The following is an 18,217-nucleotide window of genomic DNA, read 5'->3' as shown; positions in this document are numbered from 1 at the left end:
TCCGCGCTCCAGAATGTCCGCCCGGCCACGCCGGTCCGTCCGCGACATGACCGTCCCTACGCTGCCGGTGCTGACCACCGAGACCGTCCACGACGTCGTGATCGCGACGCTCGACGGCCCGGGCTCCGTGAACACGTTAGGCCCGGCGGCCATCGCGGCGCTCGTCGCGCTGCTCGACGACGTGGAGCGCGACGACGCCGTGCGCGCCGTCGTGCTCCAGAGCGCGAAGCCCGACTCGTGGATCGCCGGCTTCGACATCGAGGAGCTCGCACGATTCGAGAGCGCGGCCGACGGCGAGCGTACGAGCCGCGAGGCGCACGCGCTGCTCGACCGCGTCGAGCGCTGCCGCGTGCCGTGGGTCGCCGCCATTCAGGGCGCGTGTCTCGGCGGCGGGTTGGAGCTCGCGCTCGCCTGCGCGTGGCGCATCGCCGCCGATCACCCGAGCACCGCGCTCGCGCTTCCCGAGGTGCAGCTCGGTCTCGTCCCGGGCGGCGGCGGCACGCAGCGGCTGCCGCGATGCGTGGGGCTCGGCGCCGCGCTCGACCTGATGCTGACCGGGCGTCGCGTGCGCGCGCGTCAGGCGTTAGGCATGGGGCTCGTCGACGACGTCGTGCACCCCGCGGCGCTGGCCGAGGCCGCGCTGCGCCGCGCGCGCGAACTCGCCGACGGACGTGCGCCCACGCGACGGACGCCGCGGCGCGCCGCCGCCGCGCGCCTGCTCGACGGCAACGCGCTCGGACGCGCGCTCGTGCTGCGGCAGGCGCGCGAGCGCGTGCTGCGGCGCACGCACGGCCACTATCCCGCGCCGCTCGCCGTGCTCGACGCGGTGCGCGAGGGCTATGCCCGCGGCGTGGACGCGGGGCTGCGCGCGGAGGCGCGCCACTTCGGCGAGCTCGCGGTGAGCGCGGTGTCGCGCGAGCTCGTGTACCTGTTCTTCGCCACGACGGCGCTGAAGAAGGATCCCGGGTCCGCCGCGGCGCCGCGCGCCGTCGCGAAGCTCGGCGTCGTCGGCGCGGGGTTCATGGGTGCCGGCATCGCCGCCGCCGCCGCCGCGGTGGGCACGCCCGTCAGGCTCCGCGACACCGACGCCGGGCGTGTCGGGAAGGGGCTCGCGGCCGCGCGCGCGGATCTCGTGACGGGCACCACCGACTACACCGGCTTCCGACGCGCCGACCTCGTGATCGAGGCGGTGTTCGAGGATCTCGACGTGAAGCGCCGCGTGATCGACGAGATCGAGCGCGCCGCACCCGACGCCATCGTCGCATCGAACACGAGCACCATCCCCATCGCCCGGCTGGCCGAGCGCGCGGCGCGCCCCGAGCGCGTGATCGGCATGCACTTCTTCTCGCCCGTCGCGAAGATGCCGCTGCTCGAGGTGATCGAGGCCGACGGCACGGCACCGGAGACGACGGCGACCGCGGTCGCGTTCGGGAAGCGGCTCGGCAAGACGGTGATCGTCGTGCGCGACGGGCCGGGGTTCTACGTGAATCGCATCCTGAACCCGTACGTCGGCGGGGCGGGGCGGCTCCTCGACGAGGGCGTGGCGATCGACGCGATCGATCGCGCGCTCGTCGACTTCGGGTTTCCCGTGGGCCCGATCACGCTGCTCGACGAGGTGGGGCTCGACATCGCGGGGAAGTCGGGGCGCATCATGCACGACGCGTTCGGGGCACGCATGGCGCCCGCGCAGTCGCTGCTTCGTGTGCTCGATGCGGGTCGTCTCGGCAGGAAGGGTAGGCTCGGCTTCTATCGGTACGACGCCGCCGGGAAGAAGCGCGGCGTCGACGAGTCCGTGTATGCGCTGCTCCCCACCGGCGAGCGCCGCACGCGCATGGCGCCCGAGGAGATCGTGCGGCGAACGGTGGGGCCGCTGCTCGAGGAGGCGGAGCGCTGCCTCGCGGAGGGGATCATCCGCTCGGCGCGCGACGGCGACGTCGGCGCGGTGTTCGGCATCGGCTTCCCGGCATGGCGCGGGGGGCCGTTCCGGTACCTCGCGGCGACCGGCACGGCGCTGGCACCGAGGCACCTTTGACAGGAACGCGGTGTCCAACCGCGTACGGAGAGAGATGAAGACGGCGGACGGACCGATGCCGAATCGCCACGTCGGGGGTATCCTCCAGGGGACCGCCGGATCGCCCGAAAGGGGTGCCTGGCGGGGGGCGGGAGCGGGGCCAGACAGCCTCGGCGCTCACCGCGGTGACGGGGACGATCGGTCGGGGGTCTTTCTGTCGTGGAGATGACGGACGCGGAGATCGTCTCACGCATCATGGGCGGGGACGTCGACGCCTACGCGATTCTGGTCACGCGCTATCGGCCGCGGCTCTCGCGGTACGCGCTGCGCATGCTCGGCAATCGCGAAGACGCGCAGGAAGCGTTGCAGGACGCCTTCATCCGGGCCTACCGGGCGATCGGGCGATGCGACGATCCGGAACGATTCGGGTCGTGGCTGTTCAGCATCCTCGTGAACCGGTGCCGCACGGCGGGAGCGCGGTCGACGCGGAGAGCGCGGACGTTCGTCTCCGACGAGGTGGCGACACGGTCGGCAGCGGAATCGCATCCGGCCGAGCAGACGGCCTGGCGGGAAGAGATCGAGCGCGCGCTCGCGCAGCTCGACTCGGACCAGCGCGAGGCCTTCCTGCTGAAGCACGTGGAAGGATTGAGCTACGAGGAGATGGCGGAGATCACCGGCGCTGGGGTCTCCGCCTTGAAGATGAGAGTCAAGCGGGCCTGCGACCGACTACGCGGGCTTCTACAGGAGGCCTACAGTGCTTGAGGACGAGGGGGTCGACGCGACGATCGAGCGGATGGCGATCGCGCTGCGTCGGCCAGAGGACCTGGGACCCGGGATCGACCGCGGGGTGATGGCGGCGATCCGTGCCGCGCCGCTCATGGTGGCAGCGGCGCCGCGCGTGTCCCGTGCGCCGAGCAAGTGGGCGTGGCTGGTTCGCCCGCGCCCGGTGCGATTCAGCGTGTCGCCGCTCGGCGCGCTCGCCGCGGCGGGGATCGCGATCGTCGCCGCGCTGTTCGGGCTGCGCCGCGAGCAGCCGAGCGTCCGCGTGGCCGAGGATCTTCGCCACACCGGCGAGTTCCCGCGCGCCACCGGCGAGTTCCCCGCCATCTCGAAGGGGAAGCCGGCGCCCGACACGGTGTTCGTCACGAAGTTCTACATCGTCGCGCCCGGCGCCAAGCAGGTCGCCCTCGTCGGCGACTTCAACGACTGGGATCAGGCGAAGACGAAGCTCACGCCGGTCAAGAACGGCAACGGCCTGTGGTCCATCGACGTCCAGCTGCCGCCGGGCGTCTATTCGTACGCGTTTCTCATCGACGGCGAGTGGAAGGCCGACCCGCGCGCACCCCGCGTGGCGGGCGACGACTTCGGCCGTCCCAGCTCCATCGTCACGGTCGCCCGTGAGGGGATGAGCACATGAGGTCCCGCAGCAGCCGCTTCGTCCTGGCGTCGGCGTGGCTGCTGGCCGCGCTGGGTGCCGTTCCGACCGGCGCGCAGCAGCCGGTCACCCCGGCGTGGTTCCGGGCCCGCCTCGAGGGGCGACTCGACAAGCACACGCTCCCGACGGTCGAGCGCATCGTCGACTCCGCGTTCGCGCGCGGCATCCCCGCCGAGCCGCTCGTCGACCGGGCGCTCGAGGGGGCCGCGAAGGGCGCGCCCGGCGAGGCGATCATCCGCGAGGTGCGGAAGCTCGTCGTCGATCTCGCGATCGCTCGCGAGAAGCTCGGACCGCAGTCGTTCGCCGGCGAGCTGTCGGCGGCCGCGATGGCGCTCCGCGGCGGCGTCGATCCCGACGTGCTCGCCCGACTGCGCCGTGAGCGCCCGGGCCAGCCGGTGTCGGTGCCCCTCGGCGTGCTCTCGGGGCTCATCGCGAACGGCGTCCCGGTGAGCACCGCGACCGAGAGCATCTTCGCGCTGACGAAGAACGGCATCGCCGACGAGCAGCTCGTGGCGTTCCGCCGCGACGTCGAGCGCGACGTCGGCATGGGTGCCGCGCCCGCCGCGGCCGCGCTGCTCCACGCGAGCGAGTTCTCGGCGAGCTTCGCGCGCGACCAGTCGAGCGGCCCGCCGACGGGGGCCGGTGCAGGCGCCCCGACCGGCAAGCGGCGCCCCTGAGCGACGCTCGCACGCTTCCCGCCCCGACGGGCCGGCGCTGACGCGTCGGCCCGTCGTCGCTTCGCGATCGTCTCGTTCACGCAGCGAACCGGACAGCGTCGCCGTCGTCGTGCGCACGCGCTAACTTCCGGTACATGCCGCGCTCATCGCGCCCGCGCCCGGGTAGCAGAGGTCGTCCCACATCGTGACCGTGTCGCGTCGATCGCGTGTCGGCGCGTGGCTCGGCGGCGCCGCAGCGGCCGTCGTGACCTTCCCGATCGAGTCGAGCCCACTCGCGGCGCAGCACGCGCAGGTCACCGGATCGCTCGACGTCGGCGCGGCCAGCGTCGCCTACGACGAGTTCCTCCGGTCGAGCGTGGCCACGCTGAGCCCCGCGTTCCGCGTCGAGGCCGGGCGCGCGAGCTTCGTCGCGCGCGGCGCGTACAGCCAGTTCCTCGAGACGGGGAACTACAGCTTCGAGGGGACGCTCGCCGCGTCGGTGATGTCCCCCGCCGTCTGGAAGGCGCGCGGCGAGCTGTTCGCCACCGCATCGAACACGCGCTACAGCCGGCTCGGCGACTCCGCGGCCACGAACCTGCTCGCCGTCGGACGCGTGCACATCGCGGAGGCGGACCGCGGGCTCTGGCTCGGCACGGGATTCGGCGTCGTCACGCAGGGGTTCAACCTCCCGGACGACCTCGTCCAGGCCGACGTCGGCGGATGGTGGCGCTCCGGCGAGGCGACGCTCACCGCGCAGGCGCTGCCGACGCGGGTGGGCTCGCTGAAGTACGCCGACTTCATCGTCGGCGCGCGCTGGTCGCCGCCACGCGCCGAGGTGACGGCGACGGCGGGCTACCGTCAGGGCGCGGTCTCCACGGGCGTGTCGCGGTGGGCCGAGATCGGGGGCACGTACTGGCTCATGTCGCACCTCGCCCTCATCGGCGGCGCTGGCGTCTTCCCAACGGAGCTGTGGCGCGGGCTGCCCGGCGGCCGCTACGCGTCGGCCGCGGTACGCATCGCGACGCACGCGCCGCGCGCCTCGGATCCGGCGCGGGTCGCGGAGCTCACGCAGCCCTACGAGCTCGGTCGACTGCGGCCGAGCGCGAGCGCCGCGCAGTTCACCGTTCTGACCGAGCCGAACGGCACGCGCACGCTACGGCTGCGCGCACCCGGCGCGACGGCGGTGGAGCTGATCGGCGACTTCACGGACTGGCTTCCGACGCCGCTCGTGTCGTCGGGCAACGGCACGTTCACGCTGAACGTGTTCCTCTCACCGGGCATCCACCGCGTGAACGTTCGCCTCGACGGCGGGCCATGGGTCGCGCCGCCGGGGATCTCCAAGGTGCGCGACGCTTACGGCGGGGAGGTGGGTCTGCTCGTCGTGCAATGAATCACTACGGCGCGGGCGGTACGGCGCTGGCGGTGGGACGCGATGACGCGCAAACGACGCTCGCACCGCTCGACTGCGCGGCACGGCGCCGTGCCGCGGTGTTGGCGTCGTATGCGCATCATCGCGGAGTATCGTCAGCGTCGTATCGCCGCCGCAGTGTCCCAGCGCAGTAGCGCAGCGCAGTAGCGCAGCATCCGCTCAACGCCGTCCCATGACCGTCAGACTCGCCAATCTCGCCCTCATCGCCGTCACCGCCGCGCCGTTAGGCGCGCAGGCCACCCCCCTCACGGTCGACCGCATCTTCCGCAGCGCCGAGCTCGCGCCGCAGGGCGGCCCCGACGTGCGATGGCTCAAGGATGGCCGGTCGTGGGTGGAGGCGCGCCGCGCGCGCGGCGGCGGCGTCGACATCGTACGCGTCGACGCGGTCACCGGGCAGACCACGGTGCTCGTCGAGGCGAGGGCGCTCGTCGACGCGGACCGTCGGCCGATCGCGATCGAGGAGATCGAGCTGTCGCCGGACGAGCGAAAGGCGCTGCTCTTTCACAACTCGGTGCGCGTGTGGCGCAGTAACACGCGGGGCGTCTACCACGTCGTCGACTTCGACACGAAGATGGTGCGGCCGATCGCCGTCGGCTCCACGCTCGGCGGCGCGCGACCGACGCACGCGGCGGACTCGATGGCGGGCGAGGCGCTCGGCAAGGAGCACGGCGGGGTGAGCGGCGGCGTGCCGAGCTTCGTCGGGCGCGGGCTCGCGAGCGGCGCGGCCGACCCCGACCTGCAGATGTTCGCGAAGTTCTCGCCCGACAGCCGCTCGGTGGCGTACGTGCGCGGCAACAACCTGTGGGTCACCGATCTCGCGACGGGGCAGGCGCGCCAGCTCACCACCGACGGCTCGGACGACGTCATCAACGGCACCACCGACTGGGTGTACGAGGAGGAGCTCGGCCTGCGCGACGCGTTCCGCTGGAGCCCGGACTCGAAGCGGCTGGCGTACTGGCGCTTCGATCAGACGGCGGTGCCGGCGTACCCGATCGTGAACGAGACCGAGGCGCTGTATCCGGTGGTGAGCGTGCTCCGCTACCCGAAGGCCGGGACGCCGAACTCGCGCGTCACGTTAGGCGTCGTGAATGCCGACGGTGGCCCCACGAAGTGGCTCGCCGTCGGCCCCGACACCGGCCAGTATCTCGCGCGCATGGAGTGGGTGGATGTCGACTCCGTCGCCGTGCAGCGGCTCGTGCGCAAGCAGGACCGGCTCGACCTGATGGTGGTGAGCGCGACGAGCGGCGCCGGGCGCACCGCGCTCACCGAGCGCGACTCCGCGTACGTGGACGTGGAAGGGGAGGCGGTGACGTGGCTCGCCGACGGCAAACGCTTCCTGCTGCGCACCGACCGCACCGGCTGGCGACAGTACGTGCTGTACGATCGGAGCGGCCGCGCCGTCAGGCAGATCACGCCCGACGGGGCGGACTACCTGGAGCTCGCCGCGGTCGACGAGGCGGCGGGCGTGGCGTACGTGCTCGCCGCCGCGCCGACGCCGATGGAGCGTCAGCTGTTCCGCTGCCCGCTCGAGCGCGGGAGCTGCCGGCGCGTGACGACGGTGCCCGGCACGCACGCGTTCACCGTCTCGCCGAACGCGAAGTATGCGGTCGACGTCCGGTCGCGCCTGTCGGAGCCGCCGGTGGTCGAGCTGGTGGAGCTGCCGTCGCTGCGCGTCGTGCGCACGCTCGAGGACAACGCGCCGGTGGCGGCGCGGCTCGCGGCGTCGGGCGTCCGGCGCCCCGCGTTCCTGAAGGTCCCGATGCCCGACGGCACCCAGCTCGACGCGTACCGCATCGTGCCGCCGGCGTTCGACTCCACGCGGCAGTACCCGGTGCTGATGTACGTCTACGGCGGCCCAGCCGCGCCGCAGGTGAACGACGCGTGGAGCGGCACGCGCTTCCTGTGGCACGAGATGCTGGCGGAGAAGGGCTACGTCGTGATGGTGGTGGACAACCGCGGCGCGGCGTGGCGCGGGCGCGAGTTCCGCAAGCTCACGCAGTACCAGCTCGGCGTGCGCGAGTCGCAGGACCAGATCGACGCGGCGAAGTGGATCGGCCGACAGCCGTGGGCCGACGCATCGCGCATCGGGCTGTGGGGGTGGAGCTACGGCGGCTACATGACGGCGCTCACGCTCTCGCGCGGCGGGTCGGTGTTCAAGGCCGGCATGTCCGTCGCGCCGGTGGTCGACATGCGCTACTACGACACGATCTACACCGAGCGCTTCATGTGGACGCCGCAGGAGAACGCCGACGGCTACCGCCGCTCCTCGGTGCTCACGTATCTGGGCGGCATGACGGCGCGCTTCCTCCTCGCGTACGGCACGGGCGACGACAACGTGCATCCCCAGAACTCGATCGTGCTGGCGAACGCGCTGGTGGCGGCGAACAAGCCGTTCTCGATGCTGTTGTATCCGAACCGCACGCACTCGATCTCCGGCGGCAACGCGCAGCCGCACCTGTTCGAGTCGCTCACCCGCTTCGTGCTCGAGAACCTATGACAAACCGCTGCGTGCTGCGTGCTGCGTCCCTCTCGCTGTTCCTCGCGGCGTGCGGGCCGAAGGGGCTCCAGACGAAGGTCGATCCGAAGGCGGTGCAGGGAGCGATGGCCGCGGGACGCGCGGCGGCCGAGGCGGGGCGGCACGCGCCGTTCCCGCTCACGCGCGCCGAGCGCACGCACTACATGGAGACCTCGCGGCTGAGCGACGTCTACATGTTCCTCGACTCGCTCGCCCGCATCGGCGCGCCGATCACCGAGCTGTCGATGGGGAAGTCCGCGCAGGGAGCGGACATCGCGTTCATCGTCGCGTCGCGGCCGTGGGTGCACACGCCGGAGGAGGCGCGCGCGTCGGGCAAGCCGGTCGTCTACGTGCAGGCGAACATCCACGCGGGTGAGGTGGAGGGGAAGGAGGCGCTGCAGATGGTCCTCCGCGACCTCGCGCTCGATCCGCGGCCCAACGTGCTCGACTCGCTCGTGCTGATCGCCGTGCCGGTGTACAACGCCGACGGCAACGAGGCGATCGCGCCGCAGACGATCAATCGCACGGAGCAGAATGGGCCGGTGCTCGTCGGCACGCGCGCGAACGCGATGGGGCTCGATCTGAACCGCGACTACACGAAGGCCGAGGCGCCGGAGACGCGCGCATCGCTCGCCGCGTTCGAGCGGTGGGACCCCGACATGTTCGTCGACCTGCACACGACCGACGGCAGCTATCACGGCTACGCGCTGACCTACTCGCCGTCGCTGCACCCGGGCGCGCCGCTGCACGCGTTCAACCAGGACACGCTGCTGCCGGAGCTGGAGCGGCGGGTGCGCGACCGCCGGCACGTGAGCACGTTCCCGTACGGCAACTTCGTGCGCGAGTTCAACGAGCGCGCGCTCACCGACACGGTGAAGCGCGGCTGGGAGACGTACGACCACCGCGCGCGCTACGGCACGAACTACTTCGGCCTGCGCGGCAAGCTGTCCGTGCTGAGCGAGGCGTTCTCGCACGACCCGTTCGAGAAGCGCGTGGAGTCGACGTACGCGTTCGTGCGCGAGCTGCTGTCGCTCGTCGCGGCGCAGGGGCCGGCGATCGTCGCGCGTACGCGCCGCCCGGCGACGCCTAACGAGGGCGTGCTGCGCGCGCGTCTCACGACGTCGCCGCGCACCGGTCCGGTGATCGCCGAGGACGTCGTGCGGCTCGCCGACACGATGACGGTGACTGAGCCCGGCGTGCCGCGCGGCTACCGGCGCACGGGGCACTACCGGACGATCGACATGCCGATCTACGACCGGTTCGACCCGACGCTGCGCGCCGCGCTGCCGACGGGCGGCTGGGCACTCGGCGCCGACCAGGAGCGCGCGGTGCGCACGCTGCGGCTGCACGGCGTGCGCGTGGAGCGCGCCGATTCCGCGTCGGGCGACGTGGAGGCGCAGGTGTTCCGCACCGACTCCGTGGTGCGCGCCCCGCGGCCGTTCCAGGGGCACAACGAGGTGCGGCTGGAGGGGCAGTGGCGCACCGACCGTCGCCGCGTCGACGCCGGGGGCTTCTTCGTCCCCGCGGCGCAGCCCCTCGCGCTCGTGGCGCAGGAGCTGCTCGAGCCGCAGAGCGACGACGGGCTCGCGACGTGGAACCAGCTCGACCCGTTCCTGCGCGTGGGCGGGGACTTCCCGATCGTGCGGCTGGCGGGGGTGCCTAACGGGAAGCGGATGCCGGTGCCCTGAGCGCCGGCGCGGCGTGGACGGTTCCACCTCGTGCATGACTCCACGAGATCGGACGCGGATCACGCGGATCACGCGGAAACGGCCGGATAGCGATGGGGACGAGGTGCGAGCCTCTCCCCTTTCCCTATCCGGCCGTGATGCTCGTCGTCACTTCGACAGCGAGAACTGGAACGGGGCCTGGACGAGCTGCTTCACCTTGCGGTCGCCCACCATCGCCGGCACGAACTTCATCTCGGCCAGCGCGGTCCTCACGGCCTGCGTGAACAGCGGGTGGTCGGACTTCATGACCTTGAACGTGTCCATGATCGGCAGGCCGGTGGTGTCGACCACGAACGCGGCGTACACGGTGCCCTCGACCTTCGCCGCGCGCAGCTCGTCGGGGTAGCGCGGCCCCATGTTCCCGGGCGCCGGCGCGACGGGCTTCTCGACCTGGAACTCGAAGTACGGCCCGTTCACGACCTGTGGCGGGCCGCTCTGCTTCATCGCGTCGGCACTGCGCGGCTGCGTGACCGGACGCGGCGCGCTCGACGCGTCGACCGCCTCGTCGGCGCGCACGACGTCGAGCGTGCGCACGCCCGGCGGGTTGGCCGCCCCGCGGTGCGCGGAATCCGCGGAGGCCGTCGTCGGCACGGGCTTGTCGGCCTCGATCGCCTTCTGGCGCGGCGCCGCGTTCGGCGACAGGGCGTCGCGCGAGCCGGCGCACGCGGCGGCCGCGAGCGCGACGGCGGCGGCCGCGGCGACGGTGCCTAACACGGTGCGCAGGACGCGGTTCTCGGGGACGGGCGAGCGCATGGCGTGGATCCTCCGTGACAGGTCGGACGTGGATTCGGCGAGCGCGGGGGCGCCCGCGAGGCCATGGAGCGGGCTGGCGGTCGCGCGCCGCTGGGCGACGGCGAGCAGCAGCAGCCCGTAGCGCGAGACGTCGCGGTGCGCGCCCTGCGCGGCCAGCACGCGGGCGTCGCAGTCGATCTCGAGCGCCGCGCGCAGGCGGCGCAGCTGCCACCACACGCCCGGGTTCCACGGCATGAGCACGATGCCTAACGCACCGAGCGCGAGGTGCAGCGGGTCGCGGGCGCGGACGTGCTCCTGCTCGTGGCGCACGACGAGCGCGCGCAGCGGTGCATCGAGCGCGAGCGCCCACTCCGGGAGCACGATGGCCGGCCGACGCAGCCCGACGACCGCGGGGCCGACGTCGTCGGTGACGAGCACCGGCGTGCCGTCCACCTCGTGCGCGCGCCACGAGCGACGGGCGCGCGCGAGCCCCGACGCGCCGCGAGCGACGAGCGCCAGCGCGAGCGCGGCGAGCGCGAGCCACGTCGCGCCGAGCGGTCGGTCGAGCGGCGCGAGGCGCGCGGCGAGTCGCGGGGCGTACTCCGCGCGCACCACGATCGTCGCGAGGCGCACGGGCATCGTCGGGTCGGCGGAGGCCGCGGCGGCACCGGGCGCCGGCGCGGGGCGCGCGCGTCCGAGCAGCGCCGCGGCGGTGGGCAGCAGCAGCGCGCCGAGCAGCGCGACGGTCCACGCGTGACGCGCCGGGCGGCGCCACATCCGCGCCACGTGCTCCGCGGCCGCGGCAGCGAGGCCCAGCGCGACGGCGACGAGCGTCGCCGCGAGCATCCACAGCGCGATCACGGCGACCTCCGCGTGCGGCGTCCGGCGGGGCGCGTCGACGTGTCGGTGTCGCGCAGCGTGCGCGCGAGGCGGGCCACCTCGTCGGCGTCGAGCGCGCGGTCGCGCACGAGCTCCGCCACGAGCAGCTCGGCCGATCCGTGGAACAGCTTGTCGACGAGGCGCTGCAGCGCGGAGCGTCGCGCCGCGGCGTGCGCGACGAGCGGCGAGTAGCGGTGCGCCTTGCCCTCCGCGTCGTGGCGCACGAACCCCTTCGCCTCGAGGTTGCGGAGGATGGTGAGCACGGTGGTGTAGGCGAGGGAGGCAGGGAGCCGGTCGCGCACCTCCGCGACCGTGCCGGACCCGAGGCTCCAGAGCACGCCCATCACGTCGAGCTCCCGTTCGCCGAGCGTACGATCGGTCATCGGCTCTCCTACTATGTGGTTAGTGGCAAGAATGCGGTGGGATGCGGTGGTTGTCAACTACGGGCCTAGTAGGAGTGGCGCTGGTGAGGCGGCGCTGTTACGGCGGCCCTGATACCGCGGCGCTGGGAACGCGCGGTATCGGCGCCGGCGTCCCAGCGCCGAAGTGCCAGCGCCGACGTATCAGAGCCGCCCCTCGGCTTAGGTATATTTCCCCGCCCGCCCCACCCGAGGTGTCATGCTCCGTAGCACGCTGCTCTATCTCTCGAATCAGCAGAAGGTCTTTCGCTTCATTCGCCGCAACCGGCTCGCGAAGCGGTTCGCCGATCGGTTCGTCGCCGGCGAGACGGTCGACACGGCGCTCGATGCCGTGGCCGCGCTGAACGCGCAGCGGATCCGCGCGTCGCTCGACATCCTCGGCGAGAGCGTGCACAACGAGGCCGAGGCCCGCGGCGCCGGACGACAGTACGTGCACCTGCTCGACCGCATCGCCGAGCGCGGCCTCGACACGAACGTGTCGCTGAAGCTCACCGCGATGGGGCTCGACATCTCGGAGGACCTCTGCGTGGAGGTCGTGCACCAGGTGCTCGCCCGCGCGCGCGACCACGGCAGCTTCGTGCGCCTCGACATGGAGTCGAGCGACTACACGGAGCGCACGCTGCGCATGTTCTACGAGCGGTTCTATCCGGTGTACGGGAACCACGTCGGCATCGTGCTCCAGAGCTACCTGTTCCGCACCGAGCAGGACGTCGCGCGCGCGAACCAGGAGCGGTGCCGCGTGCGGCTGTGCAAGGGCGCCTACAAGGAGCCCCCGACGGTCGCGTTCCCCGACAAGAAGGACGTCGACGCCGCGTACGTGCGCGAGATGCACGCGCTCATGCGCGACGGCAACTACCCGGGGCTCGCGACGCACGACGAGGCGATCATCAACGAGGCGAAGCGGTTCGCGAAGGAGAGCGGCATCGACGCGTCGCGCTTCGAGTTCCAGATGCTCTACGGCGTGCGGCGCGACCTGCAGGAGCAGATCGTGCGCGAGGGGTGGAACATGCGCGTCTACGTTCCGTTCGGCACGCAGTGGTACCCGTACCTCATGCGCCGGCTCGCGGAGCGGCCGGCGAACCTCGCGTTCATGACGGGCAACATCATTCGGGAAGGCGTGAGGCGGCGGAAGTGATGCGCGCGGGCGAGGGTGCGGCGCTGATGAGGCGGTGCTCGAGCGGCGGTCCGCGCCCCGCGGGCTCCGCCCCTTCCGCCGCTCCAGAACCGCCGCTCCAGCACCGCATCATCAGCACCGCATCATCAGAACCGCAGCGTCACGCCCCCCGCATGCGCTCCTCGCGCCTCGCACGGTGATGGGCGGCGCGCACCTCCCTCCCGACCACTCGTTAGGCGACGAGACGACGGTGGGCGGCTACGCCGCCGTCCACGCGCGCCCCGCGGCGTTCGAGGGCGCGGACGGAATGTCGTACAGCGTGGAGCTGTGCGCCGATGCGACCGGCGACGCGACGGCACCGGTGGGCGGCTACCTGCTGTTCCTGCGCTGGCGTCGCGTCGGCGAGCAGGGCGTCGAGGGGCACCTCGAGACCGACTTCATCGTGCGGGGCGACGACGAGACGGCCGTGCTGCGCGAGCTCGGACGCATGCCGCTGCGCACCGTGAAGGCCACGCTCGACGCGCTGATCCGGAAGAGCGACGCCGGCGTGCCGAAGCGGAAATGGTGGGACGTCATGCGCGACGATGACTAGCGGCGCGGGCGTGGTGTTGGGCGGCACGGGCGGCGTGTGGCGGGTGCGCACGGACGACGGCCGGACGGTGAGCGCGTCGCTGCGCGGGCGGCTGAAGAAGAGCGACGAGGGGCGTCGCGCCGACGGCTCGCTCCGCCGCGACACCGTGGGCGCGGCGGACCGCACGCTGAAGCTCGCCGTCGGCGACCGCGTGCGACTGGAGCCCGACGCCCGCGAGAGCGGCGCCTGGGCCATCGCCGAGATCGAGCCGCGCCGCTCGAAGCTCGCGCGCCGGAGTCCCGGCGGTGGGTGGGGCGAGCGCGTCGTCGCGGCGAACGTCGATCAGGTCGTCGTCGTGTTCGCCGCCGCGCGCCCGGAGCCGCACCCGCGCATGCTCGACCGCTTCCTCGTCGTCGCCGAGGCGAACGGGCTCGCCGGCCGCATCGTGGTGAACAAGGTGGAACTGTTAGGCGATGGCGACCCCGTGGCCGGCGAGGCCGTCGCGCGCGAGCGGTTCGCCGACTACGAGCGGGCCGGCTATCCGCTGCACGCGACGAGCGTCCCGCTGCGCCACGGGCTCGACGCGCTGGAGGAGGCGCTCGCGGGGCGCACGTCGGCGCTCAGCGGACCGTCGGGGGTCGGCAAGTCGTCGCTCATGAACGCGATCTATCCCGGCCTCGATCTCCGCGTCGGCGAGATCAGCGAGAGCGTGAACAAGGGACGGCACACCACCGTCGGCGCGCTGCTCCACCCGATTCCCGCGGTGCACGGGCGCCCCGAGGGATTCGTCGTCGACACGCCGGGGCTGCGCGAGATCGGGCTGTGGGGGCTGCCCGTCGAGTCGCTCGACACGTGCTTTCCGGAGTTCCGCGCGTATCTCGAGCGGTGCCGCTTCGCCGACTGCGCGCACCTCGCGGAGCCCGAATGCGCGGTGCGCGCGGCGGTGCAGGCGGGGGAGGTGAGCGCCGCGCGCTACGACAGCTACGTGAAGCTGCGCGAGGAGCTGCTCGCGCTGCCCGACGTCTGAGCGAACCGCAGAGGACTGCTCTCTTCATTTGAACCGCGGAGGACGCAGAGGACGCAGAGGAAACCAACAACGAATTGGTTCTCCTCTGCGTCCTCTGCGTCCTCTGCGGTTCAAGAAGTTCACCGCGCCGACAGCTTCACGAACACCGTGCCGTGCCGCGGCACGACGCGCGAGAGCTGGCCGTCGAACGTGCCGAGGTCCTTCTGCCGCCACAGGTCGCGCGCGACGCGCTTGCCGGTGATCCCGAGGTCGCTCCACTTCACGGTCACCGGCATGTCCATCTCGTCGCGGTTGAACAGCCCCACGGCGAGCGAGCCGTCGGCGAGCGGACGCGCCCACACCTCCAGCTCCCCGTCGCGCGCGACGCGGTCGGCGGCCTTGCCCAACGCGTCCTGGTGCACGGCGAGCACCTCGTCGTTCGTCACGAGGTTCAGCTCGAAGTCGTCCATCTGCGTGAGGTCGTTGCCCAACAGCAGCGGCGACGCGAGCAGCGTCCACAGCGTGATGTGCACGTACTGCTCGTTCGGCGTGAGCCGCGAGTCGCGCAGCCGCGGCCCCCAGCCCACCTTGCCGATGACGAGCATGTCGGGGTCGTTCCAGTGCCCCGGCGACGCGTACTTCGAGTTGCCGACCTGGCGGAAGCCGATGCCCGCCATGCTCTCCCACGTGTCGGTGATGTCGCCGGTGGTGCGCCACGAGTTCCCCTCGATCCCCGGCTCGGCGCCCCACTCCCACACGTTCCCCCAGCCGTACTGGCAGAGCGAGTAGACGATGTCGCGCGGCACCTGGTTCAGCGCGGTGCGCCCCACCTGGTACGGGCGCTTCAGCACCGCGAGCTGCTGGTTCGTCTCGCCCGGCGCGAGCACGCTCGAGTAGCCGCACCAGTCGTACTTGAGGTAGTCGACGCCCCAGCCGGCGAACGTGCGGAAGTCCTGGAGCTCGTGCTGCCAGCTCGCCTCGAGCCGCTGGCAGGTGGTGGGTCCGGGGCCGGAGTAGATGCCGAACTTGAGGCCCTTGGCGTGGATGTAGTCGCCTAACGCCTTCATGTCCGGGAACTTCTTGTTCGTGAGCATCGTGCCGTCGGGCGCGCGCACCGGGCCCTCGTACAGCGGATCCTGCTCGCGGGCGCTCCGCTCCCAGCCGTCGTCGAGGTTCACGTAGGTCCACCCGTGGTCGGCGAGCCCCTTCGCCACCATCGCGTCGGCGGCGGCGCGGGCGAGCGAGTCGCTCACGGCGCGGCCGAACACGTTCCACGAGTTCCACCCCATCGCCGGCGTGAGCGCGAGCTGCCCCTCGGCCACGAACGTGAACGCCTTCGACGCGGAGCCGACGGCGTTGCGCGCGGTGAGCGTCACGGGGTAGCGGCCGCGCGCGGCGATCGTGCCGCGGATGATGCCGGTCGCCGGGTCGAGCGTGAGGCCGTTAGGCAGGCCGCGCGCGCCGTACGTCATGGGCCGAGTGCCCGACACGGGAATGCGATAGAGCACGTCGTGCCCCGGCGTGACGCCGGTGAGCGACGGGCCGTTGATGCGCGGGGCGGGGCCCGGCTTCGGCGTGAGGATCTCGCGCGGCTCCACGGGCACGTCGATCGCCACCGGCGCGGCGCCGCTCACCGAGAACGTCGCGTCGGCCCAGTCGGCGGCGACGGGGCGGGTGCCGTCCACCGGCTTCACCTGCAGCACGAGCGTGCGGATGCCGCGCACGTCGACGCTCACCGGCTCGGGCGCGTCGCCGCGCGCGACGGCGCGGCTCACGTGCAGCACCCGGCCGTCGCCGAGGACGCGGAAGACGATCGGCACGGGCGGCGGCGTGGTGGTCGGCTGCGGCGCGCCGGCGGGCGGCGCGGGGAGCGGGTTGTCGTCCGCGCCGACCATCGCCGTGAACCGCTGCGCGCCGCCGTCGAGCCGCACGAACAGCACGCTCGTCGCGCGCGTGCCGACGCCGTGCTCGAACGTGCGGCCGCCGATGCGGATCGTGTTGCCGTCCATCGCCCGATCGGCCTGGGCGACCGTCGCCTGGCCGCCACGCCCGCCGGCCGGCTGGACGCGCATCTTGGACAGGTCGAGCGACGCGAGCGGCACGTCCGCGTAGCGCGCGGCGGGCGTCGCCACCGGCGCGGCGCCGAGGAGCAGGGGCAGGGGGAGGAAGCGCGCGAGGCGCGGCGGCGCGATCATGTGGGCGGGGTTGTGTGGCTGGAGATGCGGAATACTGTATCCAATATTCGTCCATGCGCGAGCCTTCGCGAGGATCCATGCTCCGGTTCCGTCTGCTCCTCACCGCGCTCCTGGCGGTCGCCGGCCGCGCCGCCGCCCAGCCGGTCGTCGACGGCGTCTTCCCTCCGGAGGAGTTCGCGGCCCGGCGCGCCGCGGTCTTCCAGCGCATCGGCGACGCCGTCGCGGTGCTCGCCGGCACCACCGACCGGCCCGGCGAGCAGCCACTGCGGCAGGGGAACCAGTTCTACTACCTCTCCGGCGTCGTCGAGCCGCAGGCGCTGCTGCTGCTCGACGGCCGCACGCGGCGCACCACGCTGTTCCTCCGCCCGCGCGACGACCGGCGCATCGCCCGCATGCTCGGGCCCATGCTCTACCCCGGCGACTCCGCCGCCCGCGCCACCGGCATCGACAGCGTGCTCGATCGCGCCGCGTTCGCCGACGCGATCGCTCGCGTCGCGAGCGACGGGCGCACGATCTACACGCCGTTCCGCCCCGAGGTGCTCGGCAGCGCGTCGACGTACGACGTCGTGCATCTCGCCCGCGTCACCCACGACGACCCGTGGGACGGCCGGCCGTCGCGCGAGGAGGCGTTCCGCGCGAAGCTGCAGGCCGCCGCGCCGCGGTCGGAGCTGCGCGACCTCGACCCGATGCTCGACACGCTGCGCGGCACGAAGTCGCCGCGCGAGATCGCCGTCATCCGCGAGGCCACGCGCATCACCGGCCTCGCCATCGTGGAGGCGATGCGCGACGCGCGCCCCGGCATGACGGAGTACGAGCTGCAGGCGGACGCCGAGTTCGTGTTCAAGAAGCACGGCGCGTACGGCGCCGCGTACTTCGCGCTCGTCGCCACCGGGCCGAACACGTTCTACTCGCACTACCATCGCAACACCGCGCGCCTCGCCGACGGTGACCTCGTACAGTTCGACTACGCGCCGGACTACGACTACTACGTGTCGGACGTGACGCGCGTCTTCCCGGCGAGCGGCCGCTTCACGCCGCGCCAGCGCGAGTTCTACGGCGCGTACCTCGCGCTCTACCGCGCGCTGCTCTCGTCGATAAGGCCGCACGTGACGGCGGCCGACGTCGCCGCCGCGGCGGTGCCGAAGATGGACAGCATCCTCGCCCGCTTCCCGTTCACGGACGCGCGCATCCGCGACGCCGCCCGGCGCTTCGTCGACGGCTTCCGCCGACCGATCCCGAGCCTCGGCCACACGATCGGCATGGAGGTGCACGACGTGGCGTATCCCACACGCACGCTCGAGCCGGGACAGATCTTCACCATCGAGCCGGCGATGCAGATCCCCGAGGAGCACCTCGGCCTGCGACTCGAGGACATGCTGCTCGTCACCGAGCGCGGCGTGGAGAACCTGTCGGCCGACGTGCCCGTGGAGATCGCCGACATCGAGCGGGTGATGGCCGAGCCGGGACTGAGCGATCGCGCCGCACCCGCGCGGCCGCGCCCGCGCGCGCCGCGACGCTGAGGCGTCGC

Annotated in this window: 14 protein-coding genes; 11 read left to right on the top strand and 3 right to left on the bottom strand. The window is 72.6% G+C overall.

Annotated features, from left to right (window positions below; all coding sequences use genetic code 11):
* Nucleotides 1-46 precede the first annotated feature (46 nt).
* From J421_RS22870 to J421_RS22840, 7 genes are all read left to right on the top strand, one after another.
* Nucleotides 47-2,032 carry a 3-hydroxyacyl-CoA dehydrogenase NAD-binding domain-containing protein gene (locus tag J421_RS22870; protein ID WP_236646279.1) on the top strand — a complete coding sequence of 662 codons (1,986 nt, stop codon included), beginning with the start codon at nt 47-49 and terminating at the stop codon, nt 2,030-2,032.
* A 204-nt stretch (nt 2,033-2,236) separates the two neighbouring features.
* Entirely contained in the window at nt 2,237-2,773 is a 537-nt protein-coding gene (locus J421_RS22865) for an RNA polymerase sigma factor (RefSeq protein WP_236646329.1), read from the top strand.
* The gene (locus tag J421_RS22860) at nt 2,766-3,428 is read left to right on the top strand and encodes an isoamylase early set domain-containing protein (RefSeq protein WP_025413504.1); all 663 of its coding nucleotides are present in this window, start codon (nt 2,766-2,768) and stop codon (nt 3,426-3,428) included. The genes J421_RS22865 and J421_RS22860 overlap by 8 nt, the downstream gene beginning before the upstream one ends.
* A complete protein-coding gene (locus tag J421_RS22855; RefSeq protein WP_025413503.1) occupies nt 3,425-4,123 on the top strand; it encodes a hypothetical protein in 699 nt (232 codons plus the stop codon). Before J421_RS22860 ends, J421_RS22855 begins: the two co-directional genes overlap by 4 nt.
* A gap of 190 nt (nt 4,124-4,313) precedes the next feature.
* Nucleotides 4,314-5,492: a glycogen-binding domain-containing protein gene (locus J421_RS22850; RefSeq protein WP_148306473.1), complete on the top strand. Its 1,179-nt coding sequence runs from the start codon at nt 4,314-4,316 to the stop codon at nt 5,490-5,492.
* Between the two features lie 211 nt (nt 5,493-5,703).
* A complete protein-coding gene (locus J421_RS22845; protein WP_025413501.1) occupies nt 5,704-8,028 on the top strand; it encodes a S9 family peptidase in 2,325 nt (774 codons plus the stop codon).
* Nucleotides 8,025-9,734, top strand: coding sequence for a M14 family metallopeptidase (locus J421_RS22840; RefSeq protein WP_104022972.1), 1,710 nt, complete (start codon nt 8,025-8,027; stop codon nt 9,732-9,734). Before J421_RS22845 ends, J421_RS22840 begins: the two co-directional genes overlap by 4 nt.
* A 147-nt stretch (nt 9,735-9,881) precedes the next feature.
* On the opposite strand, the gene J421_RS22835 is transcribed toward J421_RS22840, so the two are convergent.
* Nucleotides 9,882-11,366, bottom strand: coding sequence for a M56 family metallopeptidase (locus tag J421_RS22835; protein WP_025413499.1), 1,485 nt, complete (start codon nt 11,364-11,366; stop codon nt 9,882-9,884).
* Nucleotides 11,363-11,767 (bottom strand): BlaI/MecI/CopY family transcriptional regulator, encoded by a 405-nt coding sequence (locus tag J421_RS22830; protein WP_025413498.1) that lies wholly within the window; start codon nt 11,765-11,767, stop codon nt 11,363-11,365. Before J421_RS22830 ends, J421_RS22835 begins: the two co-directional genes overlap by 4 nt.
* 235 nt (nt 11,768-12,002) lie before the next feature.
* Here J421_RS22830 and J421_RS22825 point away from each other — a divergent pair, with 235 nt between their 5' ends.
* The 3 genes from J421_RS22825 (at nt 12,003) to rsgA (ending at nt 14,515) form a co-directional block, all read left to right on the top strand.
* The gene (locus J421_RS22825; protein WP_025413497.1) at nt 12,003-12,938 is read left to right on the top strand and encodes a proline dehydrogenase family protein; all 936 of its coding nucleotides are present in this window, start codon (nt 12,003-12,005) and stop codon (nt 12,936-12,938) included.
* Between the two features lie 178 nt (nt 12,939-13,116).
* Nucleotides 13,117-13,509: a hypothetical protein gene (locus J421_RS22820; protein WP_025413496.1), complete on the top strand. Its 393-nt coding sequence runs from the start codon at nt 13,117-13,119 to the stop codon at nt 13,507-13,509.
* Nucleotides 13,502-14,515, top strand: coding sequence for a ribosome small subunit-dependent GTPase A (gene rsgA, locus J421_RS22815; protein ID WP_104022971.1), 1,014 nt, complete (start codon nt 13,502-13,504; stop codon nt 14,513-14,515). Before J421_RS22820 ends, rsgA begins: the two co-directional genes overlap by 8 nt.
* Before the next feature lie 119 nt (nt 14,516-14,634).
* On the opposite strand, the gene J421_RS22810 is transcribed toward rsgA, so the two are convergent.
* A complete protein-coding gene (locus tag J421_RS22810) occupies nt 14,635-16,689 on the bottom strand; it encodes an NPCBM/NEW2 domain-containing protein (RefSeq protein WP_025413494.1) in 2,055 nt (684 codons plus the stop codon).
* 77 nt (nt 16,690-16,766) lie between these two features.
* Here J421_RS22810 and J421_RS22805 point away from each other — a divergent pair, with 77 nt between their 5' ends.
* Nucleotides 16,767-18,209: a M24 family metallopeptidase gene (locus J421_RS22805; RefSeq protein WP_025413493.1), complete on the top strand. Its 1,443-nt coding sequence runs from the start codon at nt 16,767-16,769 to the stop codon at nt 18,207-18,209.
* Nucleotides 18,210-18,217: the final 8 nt, after the last annotated feature.

Source organism: Gemmatirosa kalamazoonensis (assembly GCF_000522985.1).
GTDB lineage: Bacteria > Gemmatimonadota > Gemmatimonadetes > Gemmatimonadales > Gemmatimonadaceae > Gemmatirosa > Gemmatirosa kalamazoonensis.
Note: the sequence above shows the minus strand (reverse complement) of the source record. Positions and strands in the feature narration are given on the sequence as shown.